We start from the raw sequence: 17,491 nt of genomic DNA on the forward strand, positions 1-17,491 counted from the left end.
ATGAGACCGACGACGACAGGACGAGGATGAGGCGCGCGGTGGTCCTCGGACTGGTCGGCTTCGGGCTCCTCGCCCTTGGGGTGTACGTCACCACGTGGCCCCGGGACTACCACGGCGGCTCGGCCTGGCACTACGAGAATCAGCGAGAGCTCACCGTGGAGGTCTGGAGCCGGAACACGATCCACGCCAACCGCGAGTACCTCATCGCGGCCGCGATCGGCGCAGTTGCGGGCCTGGCGAGCCTGATTTGCGAGCGCCACCCACGCGATGCGGGCGTGGCGTGGGTGGCGCGCCGCGAGCGGCCCACGTCGGACGAGAACGGCGCCGTGACATCCAGCCTCGAGGCAAGGAGTCTGCTGTGACCCGGACCAGACTCATCGTGGGCTTGCTGATAGGTACTGCGGCGATCATGGCCGTGCTCTTCGTGCCGGTCGTCACCGTGGAGCTGGACGAGACAGCCGTCCCGACCGCGGCTCAGGCGCGGCTCCCGGAGTCGATCACGATCGCGTCGAGCGGCGTCGACTGCGCATCGGGTGGGTGTTGGTTGGACCTCGCGGTCGCACCGGACGGGGCGACGGCTCTCGATGAGCTGCTCGCGATGGATGGTCGCTGCGAACCGGTGAGCGTGCTCGATCGACGGGTCGTGTGCGCCGACGTCGATACCAACCAGGACGACGTGGTTATCCACGTTTCCTTCAGGCGAGCGCTTGGCCTCTAGTCGACGAGACGCGGTAACCAAGGACCTGCGCATCTCACTCCTGCTGACGCCGGAGGGGTGCAACAGCTCGGGTGGAACCTCCTGAGGGCAGCAACCTGAGTCACTGCGATGGCCGAACAGTGGAACCTCGGGTCGGTCTGGCGCGTGTGGGTGTGCATGAGTGAGCGGGGGCCGGTGTGTCGGTCGAGTTCGAGGTGAGCGCGGGGGTCGGCCCGCCCGACGTACCGATCGAGGTGGTGCGGTCCCGGGCCGACCGTGACGATGCGTTCGTCGCGTTCGTCGACGAGCACGGCCGGACGTTGCACCGGATCGCGTTACTGCTGACCGGTGACGGGCACCGGGCGGAGGAGCTGCTGCAGGCCACCCTGGAGAAGACCTACCGGTCATGGGACCGCGCGGCCGACGGCGACCCGCTCGTCTACGCGCGCCGCATCCTGGCGAACGCGCGGATCGACGCGTGGCGGCGCTCGCGGCGGCTCGTGCCGCTCGCCGACGAGGCCGTGCAAGCGGGGCTCGGCGCGCGCCCGGACGGGAGTCGACAGGTCGAGGTCCGCGACGAGCTCGTGCGGGCGCTCCGGACGCTCCCGGTCAAGCAACGCCGCGTCGTGGTGCTGCGCCACCTGCTCGACCTGTCCGAGGCCGAGGTCGCCGACGAGCTCGGTGTCCCGGTCGGCACGGTGAAGTCCACCGCGTCGCGCGCCCTCGCCGGGCTCCGAATTGCCCTCACCACCCCGACCGTCCCGGAGAGGAACCACGATGGACACTGACGAGTCCTTCGCGCGCGAGCTCCGCGCACTCGCGGACACCTCGGTCCCCGGCACCCATATCGCCGGCGTCGACGCCCTGGCGACGGTCAAGCGGCGCACCCGCACACGCCGCATCCGGCAGGCGGCCCTGTCAATCGTGGGTGCCGTCGTCATCGGCGCGGGCGTCGTCGGGTTCTCCACCGCGCAGACCTCCGACGTCGACGTGACCCCCGCCGAGCCGACCGCGACGGCTTCCGACCCCGCAGCCGGCGTCGACCTCACGCCCGCACCGGGGATCACCCAGATGCCGAGCGACGCCCGCACCTACGAGAGGCACGACGGCGTGACGATCGTCGACTCCGGCCTGGACTCCTGGGTCGACGGCGAGCGGTTCGTCCTCGCCCTCCACCCGACGTCGTCCGTCGAAGTCATGCCGCATGTAGGGGTCTACTCCATCAAGAACAACGAGCTCACCGGACTCATCGACGACCCCGCGCTTCCGGATGCCGACTGGCTCACGGTCGTCGGCGGCCCCAGCACGATGCAGAGCGCGGACGGCACGCAGTCCCTCGTCTTCAGCTGGACCACTTCCGCACCATGGCGTGTTGCGCTTCGAGACTACGTCCCTCTGCCCGATGGCCGATCGCTCCACGCCTTCCCCACCTCCCGGGTCACCACCCAGTCCGCCGCCTCCTGGATGCGCACAGACTTCGAACTGTTCGTGGCCCGTTTCGCGGCCACGCCAGACACCCCACTCCCTGCCGTCCGTGCGCTGACGTACTTCATCCCGTCCGAGAGCAAATCAGGTACGGGCGACTGCAATCCGGGTGAGACGTGCACGGTCGTCTGGGACGGGCAGACCGTGACCCCAGTGCCCACCCTCGGACATATGGAACACGCGGCGACGACGTCCGCCGCGCAGGCTCTCGCCACCCTCGAGCAGTTCAAGATCCCCTCGAGCCACGACATCTTGTCTACGTGCACCAGCGCCCGCGCAGCGTGGGAGGACAAGCACGGCATCACCGGACGAGAGATCGACCGTACGACCCAGTGCTACCTCGACGTCTACGACGAGTACGACCGCCGCATCGCGATCCAGGAGGACGACGCATGAGCACCGCGCCCGCTGGCTGGTACGCCGACGCCCAGCGAGAAGGTTACGAGCGCTGGTTCGACGGTGCCGGGTGGACCGACGAGAGACGCCCGGCCAGCGTGCCGGAGAGCCGGACGCGCTCCAGGGCGACGGGCTGGGTGCCGGTGACCGTCGCGTTCATGGCGCTGCTCGCCGTGATGTGCGGCGGGGCGTACCTGCTCGCCGAGATCGTCCTGGACACCTCGGTCTTCGCAGCGTCGAGACCGTTGCGCGGCTGAGCGTCTGGGAGGATCCGCCCATGGCCATCGCCGACCGCAGGATCGGAGCACTCGAACGTCTGGCTCGGTGGTGCCGCGTCGCCGCGGTGGTGCTCGGCCTGGTGAGCGCCGGAAACCTCATCGCCTGGGCGAACCGGTGGTACGTGACGGAGCAGCTCGCCCGGTCGCTGGGGAGCGAGGACCGGGACTTCGCGGTGTGGGTGTACGAGCGCATGGTCCTCGCGCACGAGGCCCTTCTCACGGGCGTCCTCCTGGCCCTGGCCGCGGTCGCCGTAGCCGTTCTCGGGCGCCGGATCGACCTGTGGGCCCGGCGCGCGTCGTGACCCGCACGTACGCTCGGGACGGCCCTGCCCCTGCACGCTCGGAGGACGCGTCCCCATGACCCTGACCCGCTCCATCCTGCTGTTCGCCGCCGCGCTGTTCGAGATCGGCGGTGCGTGGCTCGTGTGGCAGGGCGTCCGCGAGCACAAGGGCTGGATCTGGATCGGTGCGGGCGTCGTCGCGCTGGGGCTGTACGGGTTCTTCGCGACGTTGCAGCCTGACGCGAGCTTCGGGCGCATCCTCGCCGCGTACGGCGGGGTCTTCGTCGCCGGGTCGCTCCTGTGGGGCATGGTCGTCGACGGTTTCCGGCCCGACCGGTGGGACGTCACCGGAGCGCTCATCTGCCTCGTGGGCGTCGCCGTCATCATGTACGCCCCGCGGCCGGCCTAGGGCCACGCCCCCTTCTCGGCGGGCTCCAGCGTCACCTCGCCGTCACGGACGACGATCTCCTCGTCCGGGCACACCGGACCGTCGAGGAGGAGGGCGTCGCCGTCCTCGAGCTTCACCGTGACGTCGCCGGGCGTGCACCCGTAGTCGAGAAGTACGGTCCCGCCGAACTCGTCGACCAGGAACTCCTCGTCTCCGGTCAGGACCGTCACGTCACCCGGTCCTTCGTTGACGACGGACAGATCACCGGCGTCTCCGCACCCGGCCACGCCGACGGTCATGGCCACCACGACCGCAGCCCGCACGGCGACGAGCCCACCGTGCGCACTCCTCGACCGTCCGGTCACCCCGCACCTCCGCGCCCGAGCCGCTACGCCGTCCCTGCGAGGGTAGCGGCAGCGCTCAGCCGTTCGAGCGGCGCCCGCCGGGAACCGCTGGTACGTTCCGGGAACCTGCTGGTGGAACCGGCCGAGAGGAGGCGCGACCGCCCCTTCGCAGCGACAGGACGACGTGGGACGTCCTCCTGACGGGCGCTGCTCCAGCCGTGGCGCGACGGCCACGCTCGGCAGAGGAGGAGCCCAGTGCTCCATGGCGTAGAGACGTGGTTCGAGCAGCGGACCTCGGTGAGCGACCAGTGGTGCCGGTACCAGCTCGCCGAGGAGAAGAGCGGGTCGCGCGTGAGCGTGGTCCTGCCGGCCAGGGACGAGGAGGCGACGGTCGGGGCCATCGTCTCGACGCTGCGCCGGGAGCTCGTCGAGACTGTGCCGCTGATCGACGAGATCGTGGTCGTCGACTCGTGGTCGGTCGACCGGACGGCGCAGGAGGCCCGCGACGCCGGGGCCCGCGTGGTGCAGCAGGCCCAGGTCCTGCCGGAGGTCGGCGACCTCCCCGGCAAGGGCGAGGCCCTGTGGAAGTCGTTGTTCGTCACCGAGGGCGACATCGTCGTCTTCGTCGACGCCGACCTGCGGGACTTCGACGAGCAGTTCGTCGTCGGGCTGCTGGGGCCGTTGCTGACCGATTCGCGAACCCGGTTCGTCAAGGCGTTCTACGACCGCACGCTGCACACCGGCGAGCAGGTGCTGCCGGCCGGTGGTGGGCGGGTCACCGAGCTCGTGGCCCGTCCCCTGCTCAACCTGTACTGGCCCGCCCTCGCGGGCTTCGTCCAGCCCCTCGCCGGTGAGTACGCCGGGCGGCGCAGCCTGCTCGAGCGCGTCCCGTTCCTGTCCGGGTACGGCGTCGAGATCGGGATGCTCATCGACATCGTCGAGGAGGCGGGCCTCGGGGCGATGGCCCAGGTCGACCTCGGGCGGCGCGACCACCGCAACTCCTCCGACGCGGCGCTGGGCCGGATGGCGGCACAGCTGCAGCTCGCGATGCTGGCGCGGCTGCACCGGTACGGCCGGGCGCTGCTGACCACCGAGCCGGAGATGACCCTGACGCAGTTCGCGCGTCACGGCGCGTCGTTCCTGGCGGAGACGCACGAGGTCCGGATCACGGAGCGACCGGCGATGGTGAACGTCCCCGCGTACCGCGAGCGACGCGTCCTGGAGCACCCGTGACGCTGACGGTGCTCGTCGACGCCGGGCCGTGGCTACCCGTGCCGCCGCCCGGGTACGGCGGCATCGAGACCGTCGTCGCGACGCTCGTCCCCGCGCTGCGGAACGCCGGGGTCCGGGTCGTCCTCGCCACCGTGGGCCCCAGCACGCTGGAGGCCGACGGCTACGTCCGCGTCCTGGACGAGCCACGGTTCCGGTCGATCGCCGCGCCGTACAACCAGGTGTCCGGCATCGCGCACGCGCACATGCACGGCGTGCTGCGGGCGCTCGACGACGACCCGTCGATCGACGTCGTCCACGACCACCTCGAGGTGGTCGGACCGGCCGTGCTCGCCGCCCGAGGGCGGGACGCTCCCCCGACGCTGCAGACCCTCCACTGGGACCTGCGCAAGCACGCCGACTTCTACTCGACCTTCGACGGCCGGGGCCGCGTCGCGTTCGCCGCCGTCTCGCAGTCCCAGCTCGACCGCGCCCCGCAGCGCCTGCGCGAGCAGACGCTCGGCGTCGTGCCCCTCGCGGTGCCGCCCCCGCCCGACGTCGACGTCGCACCCGGCGACCACGCGCTCGTCCTCGCGCGCATCACCGCGGACAAGGGGCAGGACGTCGCGGCCCGGGCGTGCCGGCGCGCCGGCGTCCCGCTCGTCCTCGCAGGGCCCGTCGCCGGCGTCGACGACCCGCACGAGCTCGAGCGCCGGCTCGCGGACGGCGACCCGCGCCTCGAGCAGCACCCCGACGTCCGGTTCTTCGTCGACCACGTCGCGCCCCTGCTGGACGGCGACACGGTCCGGTGGGTCGGCGGCGTCGCAGGCCTGGAGAAGGAGCGGCTGCTGCAGGGCGCCCGCGTCCTGCTCGCGCCGAACCGGTGGGCCGAGCCCGGGGCCACGGGCGTCGTCGAGGCGCTCGCGCGCGGGGTGCCGGTGGTCGCGACCGCCCTCGGCGTGCTGCCCTCGCTCGTCGAGCACGGCGTGACCGGGTTCCTCGTCGACGACGAGGACGGGCTCGAGCAGCACCTCGGCAAGGTCGACACGCTCGACCGGGACGCGTGCCGGGCCTCCGTCGCGGACCGCACGCCGGCCGCGATGGCCGCACGCTACGTCGAGCTGTACGAGCGCCTGATACGGGAGGCCCCATGACCACGCGCATCGCCCTCGTCGGCGCCGGGTCCGTAGCCCGTCGCCACGCCGCCGTCCTGACGGGTCTTCCCGGCGTCCGCGTCGTCGCCGTGGCCGACCCCGTGCGTGACGCCGCCGAGGCGCTCGCCGCGCAGTGCGACGCGGCCGCCTTCACCGACGTCGAGCAGGCGCTCGACCACGGCCCCGTCGACGCCGCGTACGTCTGCGTGCCGCCGTTCGCGCACGGCCTGCCCGAGCAGGCCGTGCTCGCGCGGCGGCTGCCGATGTTCGTCGAGAAGCCGGTCGCGGCCGACCTCGCGACGGCCGAGCGCCTCGCGGCGCTCGTCGAGGAGGCGGGCGTCGTCACGGGCACGGGCTACCACTGGCGCTGCCTCGACGTCGTGCCGCAGGCGCAGGAGCTGCTCGCGCAGTCCCCGCCCTCCCTCGCGAGCGGCTACTGGCTCGACAAGCGGCCGCCGGTGGCCTGGTGGAGCGACACGGCGCGCTCGGGCGGGCAGGTCGTCGAGCAGCTCACGCACGTCCTCGACCTCGCCCGCGTCCTGCTCGGCGAGGCCGTGGAGGTGTTCGCCGCGGGCGTCCGGCAAGCCCTCCCGCCGGGTGCGGAGCCCGACGGCGACGTCGACGACGCGACCGCCGCCACCGTGCGCTTCGCCTCCGGCGCGGTCGCGACCCTCGCCGCGACGTCCCTGCTGCACGCCAAGCACCGCGCCGCTCTGCACACGTTCAGCCCCGGCCTCGTGCTCGAGCTCTCGGAGACCGGCATGGTCGTCGACGACGGCACCGCGCGCGACGACCGCCGGCCCGCGGAGGATCCGAAGGTCACCGTCGACCGGGAGTTCGTCGAAGCCGTGCGCGGCGAGCGGGACGGGACGCGCGCGCCCTACGCCGAGGCCGTGCGCAGCCACCGCCTCGGGTGCGCCGTGGCCGAGTCGGCCCGCAACGGCCGCCCGGTCACGCTCGGGTCGCCGGTGGCACCGCGGTGAAGCGCCGCAACCTGGTGGTCGTCGGGCCCGGTCGGGTCGAGCTCGTCGCGGAGGACCTCCCACCGGTGCCCGACGGCGGGCTGCTGCTGGAGACCGTGACGACGGGCCTGTCCGCCGGGACGGAGCTCACGTTCGTCAAGGGCGACCACCCCGGCCTGCGCTCCGCGCTCGACCCCGAGCTCGGGCTCTTCGTGCCGCAGGAAGGGTCGGGGTACCCGGTGCGCCGGCTCGGCTACATGGAGGTGGCGCGCGTCGCGGAGTCCCGCACCCCGGCCTTCGCCGTCGGCGACCTCGTCGCGTCCGCCTACGGCCACGCCACCGCGCACGTCAGCGACCCGCTGCGCGAGCACGTCGTCCCGCTCCCCGCCGACCTCGACCCCGTCCTCGGTGTCTACGTCGCGCACCTCGGGCCCATCTGCGCCAACGGCCTGCTGCACGCCGCCGCCGACGTCGTGCGCTCCGTCACCTCGCTCGGGCAGGGCGTGGCCGGCCGGCGCGTCCTCGTGACCGGCGCCGGGCTGATCGGGCTCCTCACCGCCCTGTTCGCCGCCGAGCTCGGGGCCGACGAGGTCGCCGTCGTCGACGCGGACCCGCGCCGGCGGGCGGTGGCCGAGGCCCTCGGGTTCCGGGCCCTGGACGCCGACGGCGACCCCGCGCTCACCGTCAAGACGCGGTGGCGGCACGGGCCCGGCGACCACGGCGCCGACGTCGTGCTCCAGTGCCGCGGCCGGCCGGACGCGCTCGCCACCGCGCTGCGCGCCGTCCGCCCCCAGGGCACCGTCGTCGACCTCGCGTTCTACACGGGCGGCGCCGACGCGGTCCGGCTCGGCGAGGAGTTCCACCACAACGGCCTCACGCTGCGGTGCGCGCAGATCGGCCGGGTGCCACGCGGGCTGGCCCCGGACTGGGACCGCCATCGGCTGTCCGCCGAGACCGTGCGGCTCCTGCGCGCACGGGGCGAGGACGTCCGACGCCACCTCGTCACCGACGTCGTCGACCTCGCCGAGGCGCCGGCGCTCATGACCGACGTCGCCGCGCGCCGGCGCCACGTGCTCTCCGCCGTCTTCACCGTCGACGCCGGGTCACGGCCCTGACGGGACCACGGAGGCCCCCGGGCGCGGCACCCGGGTCGCCGCCTGGTCGACGTGCCTCAGCCGGCCGCCTCGAACGCCCCGAGCACGACCGCCGTGACGTCGGCGAGCAGCGCGTCGTCCGGCTCGTCGTCCATCCCCGCCCGGTCGGTGAGGACCGCGAGGACGATCGGCGCGCCGTCGGGCGGCCAGACGACCGCGACGTCGTTGCGCGACCCGTACCGCCCCGCCGTGCCGGTCTTGCTCCCGACCGTCCAGCCCTCCGGCGCGCCGGCGCGGATCGTCCCGTCGCCGGTCGTGCTGCCCGTGAGCCAGGAGACGTAGACGTCGCGCACCGCGGGGTCGAGCGCGTCACCGAGGGCGAAGGCCGCGACGCCGTCGGCCAGCGCGCGCGGCGTGCTCGTGCGCGCGGGGTCACCGGGCGTGAAGTGGTTGAGCTCTGGCTCCCACGCGTCCACCAGGGTCGTCGTGTCGCCCGCCTCGACGAGCGCCGCCTGCAGCGCTTCTGGCCCGCCGATCCGCCGCAGCAGCACGTTGAACGCGCCGTTGTCGCTCTGCGAGACCGCCGCCGCCCCGAGCTCGCGCACCGTCATCGCGGTCCCCACCCGGGAACCCGTGACCGGCGACCACCCCGCGCCCTCGACGTCCTCCGCCGTCACGGGCAGCGTCTCGTCGAGCGCCGACACCGGCTGGCCCTGCAGGAGCACCCCCGCGGCGAGCGCCTTGATCGTCGACGCGTACGCGAACCGCTCGTCCGCGCGGTGCTCGACGTGGTCGCCCGTGGCGGTGTCGACGGCGTGGACGCCGACGCGCGCGTCGTAGGCGGCCTCGAGCGCGGCGAGCTCGTCCGCCACGTCGGCGCCCAGGTCCGACGGCGTGGGCGCGGGCTCGGCGGACGGCGTCGCCTCCGTCCCCCCGCTCGGGGAGGAGGACGTCGTGGCCGGCGACGGCGCGTCGTCGGCCACCGCCCCGCACCCGCCGAGGGCGAGCGCGCCCACGAGCACGAGGCCCGTCGCGCCCGGGACCGTGCCCTGGCTCCTGCGTGACATGCGCACCTCCGTCCGTCGCGCCGCCGGCGCGGCGCGACGGACCGAGGCTACCCGCGGCGGTTCAGGCGCCGCGCAGCTCGCGCAGGGCCTCGCGGCGCTCGGCCTGCGCGACCGGGTCCGGGACGGGGAGCGAGGCGAGCAGCCGCCGCGTGTACTCCTCGCGCGGGTCGCCGAGCACCTGCTCGCCCGTGCCCTCCTCGACGAGCCGCCCGCGGTACAGCACGGCGATCCGGTCGGAGAGGAGGTCGACCACGGCGAGGTCGTGCGAGACGAACAGGCTCGCGAAGCCGAGCTCGCGCTGGAGCTCGGCGAACAGCTCGAGCACGCGCGCCTGCACGGACACGTCGAGCGCGGACGTCGGCTCGTCCGCGACGAGCAGCTCCGGGTCGAGCGCGAGCGCCCGGGCCAGCGAAGCCCGCTGGCGCTGGCCGCCCGAGAGCTCGTGCGGGAACCGGTCGCCGTACGAGCGCGGGAGCTGCACCGCCTCGAGGAGCTCGTCGACGCGGCCGCGCGCGTCCTCGGGGGACGCCGCGCGCCCGTGCACGACGAGCGGCTCCGCGACGCAGTCCGCGATCGTCAGCAGCGGGTTGAAGCTCGTCGCCGGGTCCTGGAACACGAACCCGATGCGCGGCCGCACGGGCCGCAGCTCCTTGGGGCGCACGCCCCTCATCTCCGTGCCGAGCACGCGCAGCGACCCGCCGCTCACCGGCGTGAGGCCGGCGACGGCGCGCGCGATCGTCGTCTTGCCCGAGCCCGACTCGCCTACGAGCCCGAGCACCTCGCCCGGGCGGATGGTGAGCGAGACGTCGTCGACCGCGGTGAAGCCCGGGCGGCGCAGCCGACCGGGGTAGGAGATCGTCAGGCCCTTCGCCTCGACCACCGGCTCCGCGGCCTCCCAGCCGCGGGGCCGGGCGGACGCGCGCACCTCCGCACGGGCGACGCCCTCGCCGATGCGGGGCACGGCGGCGAGCAGCCGCTTCGTGTAGTCGGCCTGCGGCGCGGCGAACAGCTCGCGCGCGGTCGCCTGCTCGACCACCTTGCCCTGGTACATGACCGCGACGCGGTCGGCGAGGTCCGCGACGACGCCCATGTTGTGCGTGATGAGCACGATCGCGGTGCCGAACTCGTCGCGGCAGCGGCGCAGCAGGTCGAGGATCTCGGCCTGCACGGTGACGTCGAGCGCGGTCGTCGGCTCGTCCGCGACGATGAGGCCGGGGTCGAGCACGAGCGCCATCGCGATGACGATGCGCTGCTTCTGGCCGCCCGAGAACTGGTGCGGGTAGTGATCGACGCGCGTCTCGGGATCGGGGATCCCGACGCGTCGCAGCACGTCGATCGCCCGCTTCCGGGCCTCGCGCCGCGACACCTTGCCGTGGGCGCGCAGTCCCTCGGCGATCTGCCAGCCCACGGTGAACACGGGGTTCAGCGCGGCGGACGGCTCCTGGAAGACCATCGCGACGTCCGTGCCGCGCACCTGCCGCAGCCGCTCGCCGTCGAGCGCGACGATGTCGTGCTCGGCCGTCCCGGCCTTGTTCGACAGTACGACGGCGCCGCGCGCCGTCGCGGTGGACGGCAGCAGCCCGAGGATCGTCTTCGCGGTCACGGACTTGCCCGAGCCGGACTCGCCGACGACGGCGAGCACCTCGCCCGGCGCGACCTCGAGGTCGACGCCGTCGACCGCGCGGACCGCGCCGGCGTCCGTCGCGAACGACACCGCCAGGTCCTGGATGGTCACCACCGGGCCGCGCGCGGCGCTCCCGGTGGGAGTGGTCGTCCCCGTCGCGGCGCTCATCGCCGGCCCTCCGTCTCGTCCGACGGCCCGCTCGTGGGCCGCCCTGCTTCCCCGTCGCCGCGCGCGGCCCAGCCCTCGAGGTCGTCGAGCCCCGCCGGACCGGCGGTGAGCGTCCCGCCCGGCACGACCGACGTCTCGGCGACCTCGCCCGACACCTCGGCCGACGCCCGGCGCGAGCGCAGGCGCGGGTCCGCGAGGTCGTTGAGGCTCTCGCCGACGAGGGTGATGCCCAGCACGACGAGCACGATCGCGAGGCCCGGGAAGAGCGCCGTCCACCAGATGCCGCTCGTCACGTCGGACACGGCCTTGTTGAGGTCGTAGCCCCACTCGGCGGCCGCCGTCGGCTCGATGCCGAAGCCGAGGAAGCCGAGGCCGGCGAGCGTGAGGATGGCCTCGGACGCGTTGAGCGTCACGATGAGCGGCAGGGTGCGCGTCGCGTTGCGCAGCACGTGGCGCACCATGATGCGGCGGTGCGGGGTGCCGAGCACGCGCGCCGAGTCGACGAACGCCTCGCCCTTGATGCGGACCACCTCGGCGCGCGTCACGCGGAAGTACTGCGGGACGAACACCACGGTGATCGAGAGCGCGGCGGCGAGGATGCCGCCCCACATGTTCGACTGCCCGCCCGAGATGACGATCGCCATGAGGATCGCGAGCAGCAGGGACGGGAACGCGTAGACCGCGTCCGCGACGACGACGAGCAGGCGGTCCGCCCAGCCGCCGAAGTACCCGGACACGAGCCCCAGCAGCACGCCGACCACGATCGACGCGAGGATCGCGACGACGATGACGAGGATCGCGGTCTGCGCCCCCCAGATCACGCGCGACAGCACGTCGTAGCCGCCCACGGTCGTGCCGAGCAGGTGCTCGGCCGACGGCGGCTGCTGCGCGCCGAACGCGCCCTCCGGCGTGCGGAGCTGGCTGTACCCGTAGGGGGCGATCAGCGGCGCGAGCGCCGCGGTGAGGGCGAAGATCCCGGTGATGACGAGCCCCGTGACGAGCATGCCGCGCTGCAGGCCGACGCTCTGCCGGAGCTGGTGCACGACGGGCAGGCGCTTCCACCGCGGTCCGCGGTCGCGCGCGGCGACCGGCGCGGCGTCGGCGGTCCCGGCGAGACCGCCGGAGGTGGTGCTGGTCTCGGCGACCATGTCAGTACCTCACCCTCGGGTCGATGAGCGCGGCGACGACGTCGACGAGGAAGTTCGTCACCGCGACGATCACGGCCATGAGCACGACGATCCCCTGCACCGCGACGAAGTCGCGCGCCTGCAGGTACTCGGCGAGCTGGAACCCGAGGCCCTTCCACTCGAACGTCGTCTCGGTGAGGACGGCACCCGCGAGGAGCATCGCGACCTGCAGGCCGATGACGGTGATGATGGGGATGAGCGCCGGCCGCCACGCGTGCGTGCGGACCAGGCGTGACTCGCGCACGCCGCGCGAGCGGGCCGCGTCGACGTAGTCGGTCGACAGCGTGCCGATGACGTTGGTGCGCACGAGGCGCAGGAAGACGCCCGCGGTGAGCAGGCCGAGCGCGACGGCGGGCAGCACCGCGTGGGACAGGACGTCGCCGATCACCTCGGGGTCGCCCGTGCGGAACGCGTCGACGACGTAGAACCCCGTCGGGTCGGCGAGCATCTGCATCTCGATCTCCGCGTCGGTCGACGCGCGTCCCGAGACGGGCAGCCAACCGAGCCAGACCGAGAAGACGAGCTTGAGCAGCAGGCCCGCGAAGAACACGGGCGTCGCGTAGGCGAGGATCGCGCCGATGCGCAGCGCGGCGTCGGGCACGCGGTCCCGGAAGTAGCCGGCGACCATGCCGAGCGGGATGCCGACGACGAACGCGACGAGGAGCGCGTACAGCGCGAGCTCGAGCGTCGCGCTGCCGTAGGTCGCGAGGACCTCGGTGACGGGCCGGTTGTCGCTGATCGTCGTGCCGAAGTCGCCGCGCACGATCCCGCCGAGGTACTCGAGGTACTGCACGAGGACGGGCCGGTCGTAGCCGGCCTCCGCGATGCGCTCGGCGAGCTGGTCGGGCGTGAGGCGGCCGCCGAGCGCGGCGGTGATCGGGTCGCCCGTGGCGCGCATGACCACGAAGACGGTGGTCACGAGGATGAAGACGGTCGGGATGATGAGCAGCGCGCGCACGAGGATGTAGCTCCCGAGCCCGCCGCCCGGTCGGCGGCGGCGCCCGGCGGCCCGCGGTGCGGCCGCCTTCTCCTCGCCGACCTGCTGGTCCGCGGTGGTGGTGGTCATGTCGTCTCTTCGTCGCAGGGTTCCTGGGGGTGTCCGTGGGCACGGGAGCAGCCCGGCCTCCCCGCGACGTGCGCGGGGAGGCCGGGCGGCGCCGTCAGCCCTTGGACAGGGCCGCGTAGCGGAACTTGAAGGACGCGTCGAGCGTGTCCTCGGCCCCTTCGACGTCGGCACCGACGACAGCGACCTGCGCACCCTGCAGGTACGGCAGCGTCGACAGGTCCTCGGCGACCTTCGTCTGGATCTCCTCGATGAGCGCCGTCCGCTCGTCGGCGTCCGCGGTCGCGGCCTGCTGGAGGATGAGGTCGTTCACCTCCTGGTCGGCGTAGTGGTTGACCAGGAAGTTCTCCTCGAGGAAGAACGGCGTCAGGTAGTTGTCCGCGTCCGAGTAGTCCGGGAACCAGCCGAGCTGGTAGGCCGGGTAGACGTCGGCGGTGCGCTCCTCGGCGTAGGTGACCCACTCGGTGGTCTGCAGGTCGACCGTGAACAGGCCGTCCTTCTCGAGCTGGTCCTTGATGAGCGCGTACTCGTCGGCCGACGACGGGCCGTAGTGGTCGTTCGAGTACTGCAGCTTGAGCGTGACCGGCGTCGGGACGCCCGCGTCCGCGAGGATCTGCTCGGCGGCCGCCGCGTCGGGCGCGCCCGAGCCGTCGCCGTACATCTCCTTGAGCGGCTCGATCGCGCCCGTCAGGCCCGCCGGGACGTAGGAGTACAGGGGCGTGTAGGTGCCCTTGTAGACCTGCTCCGAGAGCTCCTCGCGGTCGATGAGCGACGCCGCCGCCTGGCGCACGGCGAGCGCCTTGGCCGGGTCGGCCTCCGGGGTCGCGGCGCCGAACGGCTGGGTGTCGAAGTTGAACGTGATGTAGCGGATCTCGCCGCCGGGGCCGTCGAGCACCTTGACGTCGTCGTTGCCGCGCAGGTCCTCGATGTCCGTCGCGGACAGGCTGCGCCACGCCACGTCGATGTCGCCCTGCTGGATCTCGAGCTTCATGTTCGACGCGTCGGCGTAGTACTTGACCGCGACCTTCTCGGTCTTCGCCGGGCCGAGCAGGCCCTCGTAGCCCTCGTACGCCTCGTACGTGACGAGGTTGTTGAAGTCGTAGCTCGTGATCGCGTACTGGCCCGCGAACGCGTTGCCGTCGACGATCTCCTGGTCCGACGTCAGGGCGTCGGCCGCGAACACGTCCTCGTCGACGATCGGGCCGGCCGGGCTCGACAGGATCTGCGGGAAGAGCTGGTCGTTCTCGCTCTTGAGGTGGAAGACGACGGTCGTGTCGTCGGGCGTCTCGACGCTGTCCAGGTTGTACAGCAGCGACGAGGGGCCGTTCGGGTCGGCGATCGCGAGCTGGCGGTCGAACGTGAACTTCACGTCCGAGGACGTGAGGTCGTTCCCGTTGGCCCACTTCAGGCCCGGCTTGAGCGTGACCGTGTACTCGGTCGGCGCGGTGAACTCCGCAGACTCCGCGATGTCGGGCTCGACGTCGGGGCTGCCGTACGGCGTGTTCATGAGGAACGGGAAGACCTGGTTCATCACCGCGAACGAGCCGTTGTCGTACGAGCCGGCCGGGTCGAGCGTGGTGATCTTGTCGGTCGTGCCGATCGTCAGCGACCCGCCGCCGCTCGCGCTGCCGCCGTCGCCGCCGTCGTCGGAGCCACCGCCGCCGCACGCCGTGAGGGTGAGCGTCGCCGCCGTGACGCCGGCAGCCGCGGCGAGGAGCCGCCTCCGGGACATCGCTGTCATGGTGTACCTCTTTCTCAGAAGTTCTCGGGGTACGAGACGCAGGTGGTGCGACGGTGCACGCACCAGGACCCCGGCCTGGTGGCGGAGTGCGGTGATTTCTAGCACGCCACTGTGTCGAGCATGTGTCAGAAGACGCATAAAGCGGGCGATATCGACGCGTCCGTTACTCGGTCGTAACCCGCCGCCCCGGGTCGTCGTCGTGACGTGAGACACATCCGCACCCACAGGGCGTCGGGTGTACAGTCCCGCCCCCTCGCCCGGGCTACGCGGGTGTCGAGCCCTCCTGCGGCGGGTCCTCGTCGTCCGTGGCGGCGTGCGCCGTGGGCGGCACGACGTCGGGCCGCGCGGCCGCCGCACCGAGCACGGACCCGCCCGTGACGACGACGCCCGCCGCGGCGGCGTGCGCCCGCAGGTCGGCGAGCTCGCGCGCGACCGCGCGGACGGCGAAGCCCGAGACGACGTGGATCGAGCCCGCGACGAACGCGTAGAGGGCGAAGACGACGGCGACGAGGCGCAGCACGTCGAACGCGTCGAGGGGCCGCGTCACGAGCAGGACCCCGAACAGCACCGAGACGATGCCGAACGCGAGGACCCACGCCCAGCCGAGGTCCCGGTTGCGCGCGAGCGCGGCCGCGCCGGCGATCGTCGTGATGCCGAGCACGAGCACCCACACGGACAGCACGTAGTACAGGGCCGTGGGCGTGAGGTCGGGCCACACCGCCACGACCACGCCGAACACGACGTTGACGCCCGCCTGCGCGAGCCACCACGCGGACCCCACCTGCTTGCGGTGCACGAACCCCTGGACGGCGACCAGCACGCCGTCGGCCACGAGGAACGCGCCGAGGACGAGACGCAGGATCGCGAGCCGCTCGAGCGGTTCGATCATGAGCAGGAGGCCGAGCACGACCATGACGACGCCCCGGGCCACCGGGAGCCACCACACCCGCCGGAACGGGTCGCGCTCGCGCGCCGCCTCCTCGGTCTCCGCCGCCATGCCACCTCCCGCGTCCGGGCCCGCCGGGCTCTCGGCCCCCGCGAGCGCTCCCATGCTAGGGAGGGCTCCGTCACACTCGCGCGCCGGGAGACCCACCGGGAAGGGCACGAGAGCGGGTGAGACATTCAGGACCAAAGGGCGATGGAGCGGACAAAAGCACACCGTCACGGCGTCCCGGCGCCTCTGCCGCCACCCGCCGAACGCGCGGAGGAAACGGCCAAATACCGCGCCTCTCCCAGTGCGGCGCCCTAGACTCGCAGCCATGTCCTCGCCCGCTCCCGAGCCGTCCGGGGGCCACCCGCCCACCGGGCCCGTGGTGGAGGTCGGCAGCCTCGCGCTGCCGCCGTCCCAGGAGGCGCGCCCGGCGACCGGAGCCCTGGAGTCGCTGCTGTCGCGGCCGGTGCGGACCGACGCGAGGACCGTGCGGATCGTCGACACCACCGAGTCGCGCGTGCGGCACCCGAGCGACCTCGTCAACCTCGTCCTGTGCGCGCTCGGCGCCGCCCTGCTCATGCTCATGTCGGTCTTCGCGCACGGCACCACCGAGGGCGTCGCGGAGGACGTGCGGAACTTCTCCGACCTGCTGTACCAGGTGCTGTTCATCCCCGTCGCCGTCCTCGAGGGGCTGCTGACGCTGTTCGTCCCGGCGGCCGTGCTCGTGGAGCTCGGGATCCGGCGGCTCGGGCGGCAGGTCGTCGAGGCGATCGTGGCGGCCGCGCTCGGCCTGCTCCTCGCCGTCGTCGTCGTGCTGGCCGTGCGCACCTGGGGCTCCGACGAGCTCGTGCGCGGCCTGTCCGTCTTCACGCGGGGTGCGTGGCGGCTGACGATCCCCGGCTACGTCGCCGCGCTCGCCGGCCTGCTCACCGCCGCGGGCACCCGCACGCGACGCCGCACGATCGCCTGGTCGTGGAACCTGCTCTTCGTGGGCATCGGCGTCGTGCTGATCACCGGCCAGGTCTCGCTGCCGGGCATCGCGATCGCCCTCCTCCTCGGCCGCATCGCCGGGATGGCCGTGCGGTACGCGTCGGGCGTGCGCAGCGAGCGCGCGTACGGCGCGGACCTCGTCGCAGGTGTGCGCCGCGCCGGCTTCTCCCCCCTCGCCCTCGTCCGCGTGCGCGACGTCACCGACGACGAGGAGCTCGCCGAGGCGGCGGAGGACCCGCTCACCGAGCTCGACGCCGAGGGGCACGTCACCTCCGAGGTCCACATCGGCGTCCTGCGCGCCCCGGGCGCCTCGCACGACGCCGGGACGGTCCTCACGGCCGACGCGACGCTCGCCCGTCAGCACCTCGGGGCCGGCCGGTCCGTCGGGGGCGCGGAGCCCGCGCCCGCCGGTCCGGGCGGTGGCGCGCCGAG

At 73.3% G+C, this 17,491-nt stretch carries 18 protein-coding genes and 1 pseudogene; 12 read left to right on the plus strand and 7 right to left on the minus strand.

Going from position 1 to position 17,491, the window contains the following annotated elements:
• Positions 1–38: 38 nt before the first annotated feature.
• The 7 genes from JZ5iCDA_RS03760 to JZ5iCDA_RS03790 all read left to right on the plus strand — a co-directional run bounded on the left by JZ5iCDA_RS03760 (position 39) and on the right by JZ5iCDA_RS03790 (position 3,546).
• Positions 39–362 carry a hypothetical protein gene (locus JZ5iCDA_RS03760; protein WP_139122940.1) on the plus strand — a complete coding sequence of 108 codons (324 nt, stop codon included), beginning with the start codon at positions 39–41 and terminating at the stop codon, positions 360–362.
• Positions 359–718: a hypothetical protein gene (locus JZ5iCDA_RS03765; protein ID WP_069385925.1), complete on the plus strand. Its 360-nt coding sequence runs from the start codon at positions 359–361 to the stop codon at positions 716–718. The genes JZ5iCDA_RS03760 and JZ5iCDA_RS03765 overlap by 4 nt, the downstream gene beginning before the upstream one ends.
• A gap of 194 nt (positions 719–912) precedes the next feature.
• Positions 913–1,485 (plus strand): SigE family RNA polymerase sigma factor, encoded by a 573-nt coding sequence (locus tag JZ5iCDA_RS03770; RefSeq protein WP_069385944.1) that lies wholly within the window; start codon positions 913–915, stop codon positions 1,483–1,485.
• Complete coding sequence (locus tag JZ5iCDA_RS03775) at positions 1,475–2,578, plus strand: hypothetical protein (protein ID WP_069385926.1); 1,104 nt, start codon at positions 1,475–1,477, stop codon at positions 2,576–2,578. The genes JZ5iCDA_RS03770 and JZ5iCDA_RS03775 overlap by 11 nt, the downstream gene beginning before the upstream one ends.
• A complete protein-coding gene (locus tag JZ5iCDA_RS03780) occupies positions 2,575–2,835 on the plus strand; it encodes a DUF2510 domain-containing protein (protein WP_069385927.1) in 261 nt (86 codons plus the stop codon). Before JZ5iCDA_RS03775 ends, JZ5iCDA_RS03780 begins: the two co-directional genes overlap by 4 nt.
• Before the next feature lie 101 nt (positions 2,836–2,936).
• Positions 2,937–3,158, plus strand: coding sequence for a hypothetical protein (locus JZ5iCDA_RS03785; protein ID WP_171905283.1), 222 nt, complete (start codon positions 2,937–2,939; stop codon positions 3,156–3,158).
• Positions 3,159–3,213: 55 nt separating this feature from the next.
• A complete protein-coding gene (locus tag JZ5iCDA_RS03790; RefSeq protein WP_069385929.1) occupies positions 3,214–3,546 on the plus strand; it encodes a YnfA family protein in 333 nt (110 codons plus the stop codon).
• Here JZ5iCDA_RS03790 and JZ5iCDA_RS03795 read toward each other — a convergent pair.
• Entirely contained in the window at positions 3,543–3,755 is a 213-nt protein-coding gene (locus JZ5iCDA_RS03795; RefSeq protein ID WP_139122941.1) for a hypothetical protein, read from the minus strand. The two genes, JZ5iCDA_RS03790 and JZ5iCDA_RS03795, sit on opposite strands and share 4 nt — an antisense overlap.
• A gap of 369 nt (positions 3,756–4,124) precedes the next feature.
• Between JZ5iCDA_RS03795 and JZ5iCDA_RS03800 the strand changes: the two genes are divergently transcribed.
• Genes JZ5iCDA_RS03800 through JZ5iCDA_RS03815 form a run of 4 tightly spaced genes read left to right on the plus strand, consistent with a single transcriptional unit; the run spans position 4,125 to position 8,309 of the window.
• Positions 4,125–5,102 (plus strand): glucosyl-3-phosphoglycerate synthase, encoded by a 978-nt coding sequence (locus tag JZ5iCDA_RS03800; RefSeq protein WP_069385931.1) that lies wholly within the window; start codon positions 4,125–4,127, stop codon positions 5,100–5,102.
• On the plus strand, positions 5,099–6,232 hold the full coding sequence (locus tag JZ5iCDA_RS03805) for a glycosyltransferase (protein WP_069385932.1): 1,134 nt from the start codon (positions 5,099–5,101) through the stop codon (positions 6,230–6,232). The genes JZ5iCDA_RS03800 and JZ5iCDA_RS03805 overlap by 4 nt, the downstream gene beginning before the upstream one ends.
• Entirely contained in the window at positions 6,229–7,215 is a 987-nt protein-coding gene (locus JZ5iCDA_RS03810; RefSeq protein ID WP_069385933.1) for a Gfo/Idh/MocA family protein, read from the plus strand. The genes JZ5iCDA_RS03805 and JZ5iCDA_RS03810 overlap by 4 nt, the downstream gene beginning before the upstream one ends.
• Complete coding sequence (locus JZ5iCDA_RS03815; RefSeq protein WP_069385934.1) at positions 7,212–8,309, plus strand: zinc-binding dehydrogenase; 1,098 nt, start codon at positions 7,212–7,214, stop codon at positions 8,307–8,309. The genes JZ5iCDA_RS03810 and JZ5iCDA_RS03815 overlap by 4 nt, the downstream gene beginning before the upstream one ends.
• 56 nt (positions 8,310–8,365) lie before the next feature.
• Here JZ5iCDA_RS03815 and bla read toward each other — a convergent pair whose 3' ends face one another.
• The 6 genes from bla to JZ5iCDA_RS03845 form a co-directional block, all read right to left on the minus strand.
• Positions 8,366–9,355, minus strand: coding sequence for a class A beta-lactamase (gene bla, locus JZ5iCDA_RS03820; protein WP_083259632.1), 990 nt, complete (start codon positions 9,353–9,355; stop codon positions 8,366–8,368).
• Positions 9,356–9,416: 61 nt separating this feature from the next.
• Entirely contained in the window at positions 9,417–11,147 is a 1,731-nt protein-coding gene (locus JZ5iCDA_RS03825; RefSeq protein WP_069385935.1) for a dipeptide ABC transporter ATP-binding protein, read from the minus strand.
• Positions 11,144–12,295 carry an ABC transporter permease gene (locus tag JZ5iCDA_RS03830; RefSeq protein WP_083259633.1) on the minus strand — a complete coding sequence of 384 codons (1,152 nt, stop codon included), beginning with the start codon at positions 12,293–12,295 and terminating at the stop codon, positions 11,144–11,146. Before JZ5iCDA_RS03830 ends, JZ5iCDA_RS03825 begins: the two co-directional genes overlap by 4 nt.
• A gap of 1 nt (position 12,296) precedes the next feature.
• Positions 12,297–13,400 carry an ABC transporter permease gene (locus tag JZ5iCDA_RS03835; protein ID WP_069385936.1) on the minus strand — a complete coding sequence of 368 codons (1,104 nt, stop codon included), beginning with the start codon at positions 13,398–13,400 and terminating at the stop codon, positions 12,297–12,299.
• A gap of 94 nt (positions 13,401–13,494) precedes the next feature.
• A complete protein-coding gene (locus JZ5iCDA_RS03840) occupies positions 13,495–15,138 on the minus strand; it encodes an ABC transporter substrate-binding protein (protein WP_069385937.1) in 1,644 nt (547 codons plus the stop codon).
• A 262-nt stretch (positions 15,139–15,400) separates the two neighbouring features.
• Positions 15,401–16,135: an HdeD family acid-resistance protein gene (locus tag JZ5iCDA_RS03845; protein WP_069385938.1), complete on the minus strand. Its 735-nt coding sequence runs from the start codon at positions 16,133–16,135 to the stop codon at positions 15,401–15,403.
• A gap of 262 nt (positions 16,136–16,397) precedes the next feature.
• Here JZ5iCDA_RS03845 and JZ5iCDA_RS03850 point away from each other — a divergent pair.
• Positions 16,398–17,491 (plus strand): annotated as a pseudogene (locus tag JZ5iCDA_RS03850) (hypothetical protein); the annotation flags it as partial.

Origin of the sequence: Cellulosimicrobium cellulans (assembly GCF_001722485.1) — a bacterium.
GTDB lineage: Bacteria > Actinomycetota > Actinomycetes > Actinomycetales > Cellulomonadaceae > Cellulosimicrobium > Cellulosimicrobium cellulans_A.

What these genes read in the sequence shown, in the direction of transcription:
- JZ5iCDA_RS03775 (WP_069385926.1), top strand. Translation starts at nt 1,475, where the DNA reads ATGGACACTGACGAGTCCTTCGCGCGCGAGCTCCGCGCACTCGCGGAC.
- JZ5iCDA_RS03780 (WP_069385927.1), top strand. Translation starts at nt 2,575, where the DNA reads ATGAGCACCGCGCCCGCTGGCTGGTACGCCGACGCCCAGCGAGAAGGT.
- JZ5iCDA_RS03790 (WP_069385929.1), top strand. Translation starts at nt 3,214, where the DNA reads ATGACCCTGACCCGCTCCATCCTGCTGTTCGCCGCCGCGCTGTTCGAG.
- JZ5iCDA_RS03810 (WP_069385933.1), top strand. Translation starts at nt 6,229, where the DNA reads ATGACCACGCGCATCGCCCTCGTCGGCGCCGGGTCCGTAGCCCGTCGC.
- bla (WP_083259632.1), bottom strand. Translation starts at nt 9,355, where the DNA reads ATGTCACGCAGGAGCCAGGGCACGGTCCCGGGCGCGACGGGCCTCGTG.
- JZ5iCDA_RS03825 (WP_069385935.1), bottom strand. Translation starts at nt 11,147, where the DNA reads ATGAGCGCCGCGACGGGGACGACCACTCCCACCGGGAGCGCCGCGCGC.
- JZ5iCDA_RS03830 (WP_083259633.1), bottom strand. Translation starts at nt 12,295, where the DNA reads ATGGTCGCCGAGACCAGCACCACCTCCGGCGGTCTCGCCGGGACCGCC.
- JZ5iCDA_RS03835 (WP_069385936.1), bottom strand. Translation starts at nt 13,400, where the DNA reads ATGACCACCACCACCGCGGACCAGCAGGTCGGCGAGGAGAAGGCGGCC.
- JZ5iCDA_RS03840 (WP_069385937.1), bottom strand. Translation starts at nt 15,138, where the DNA reads ATGACAGCGATGTCCCGGAGGCGGCTCCTCGCCGCGGCTGCCGGCGTC.
- JZ5iCDA_RS03845 (WP_069385938.1), bottom strand. Translation starts at nt 16,135, where the DNA reads ATGGCGGCGGAGACCGAGGAGGCGGCGCGCGAGCGCGACCCGTTCCGG.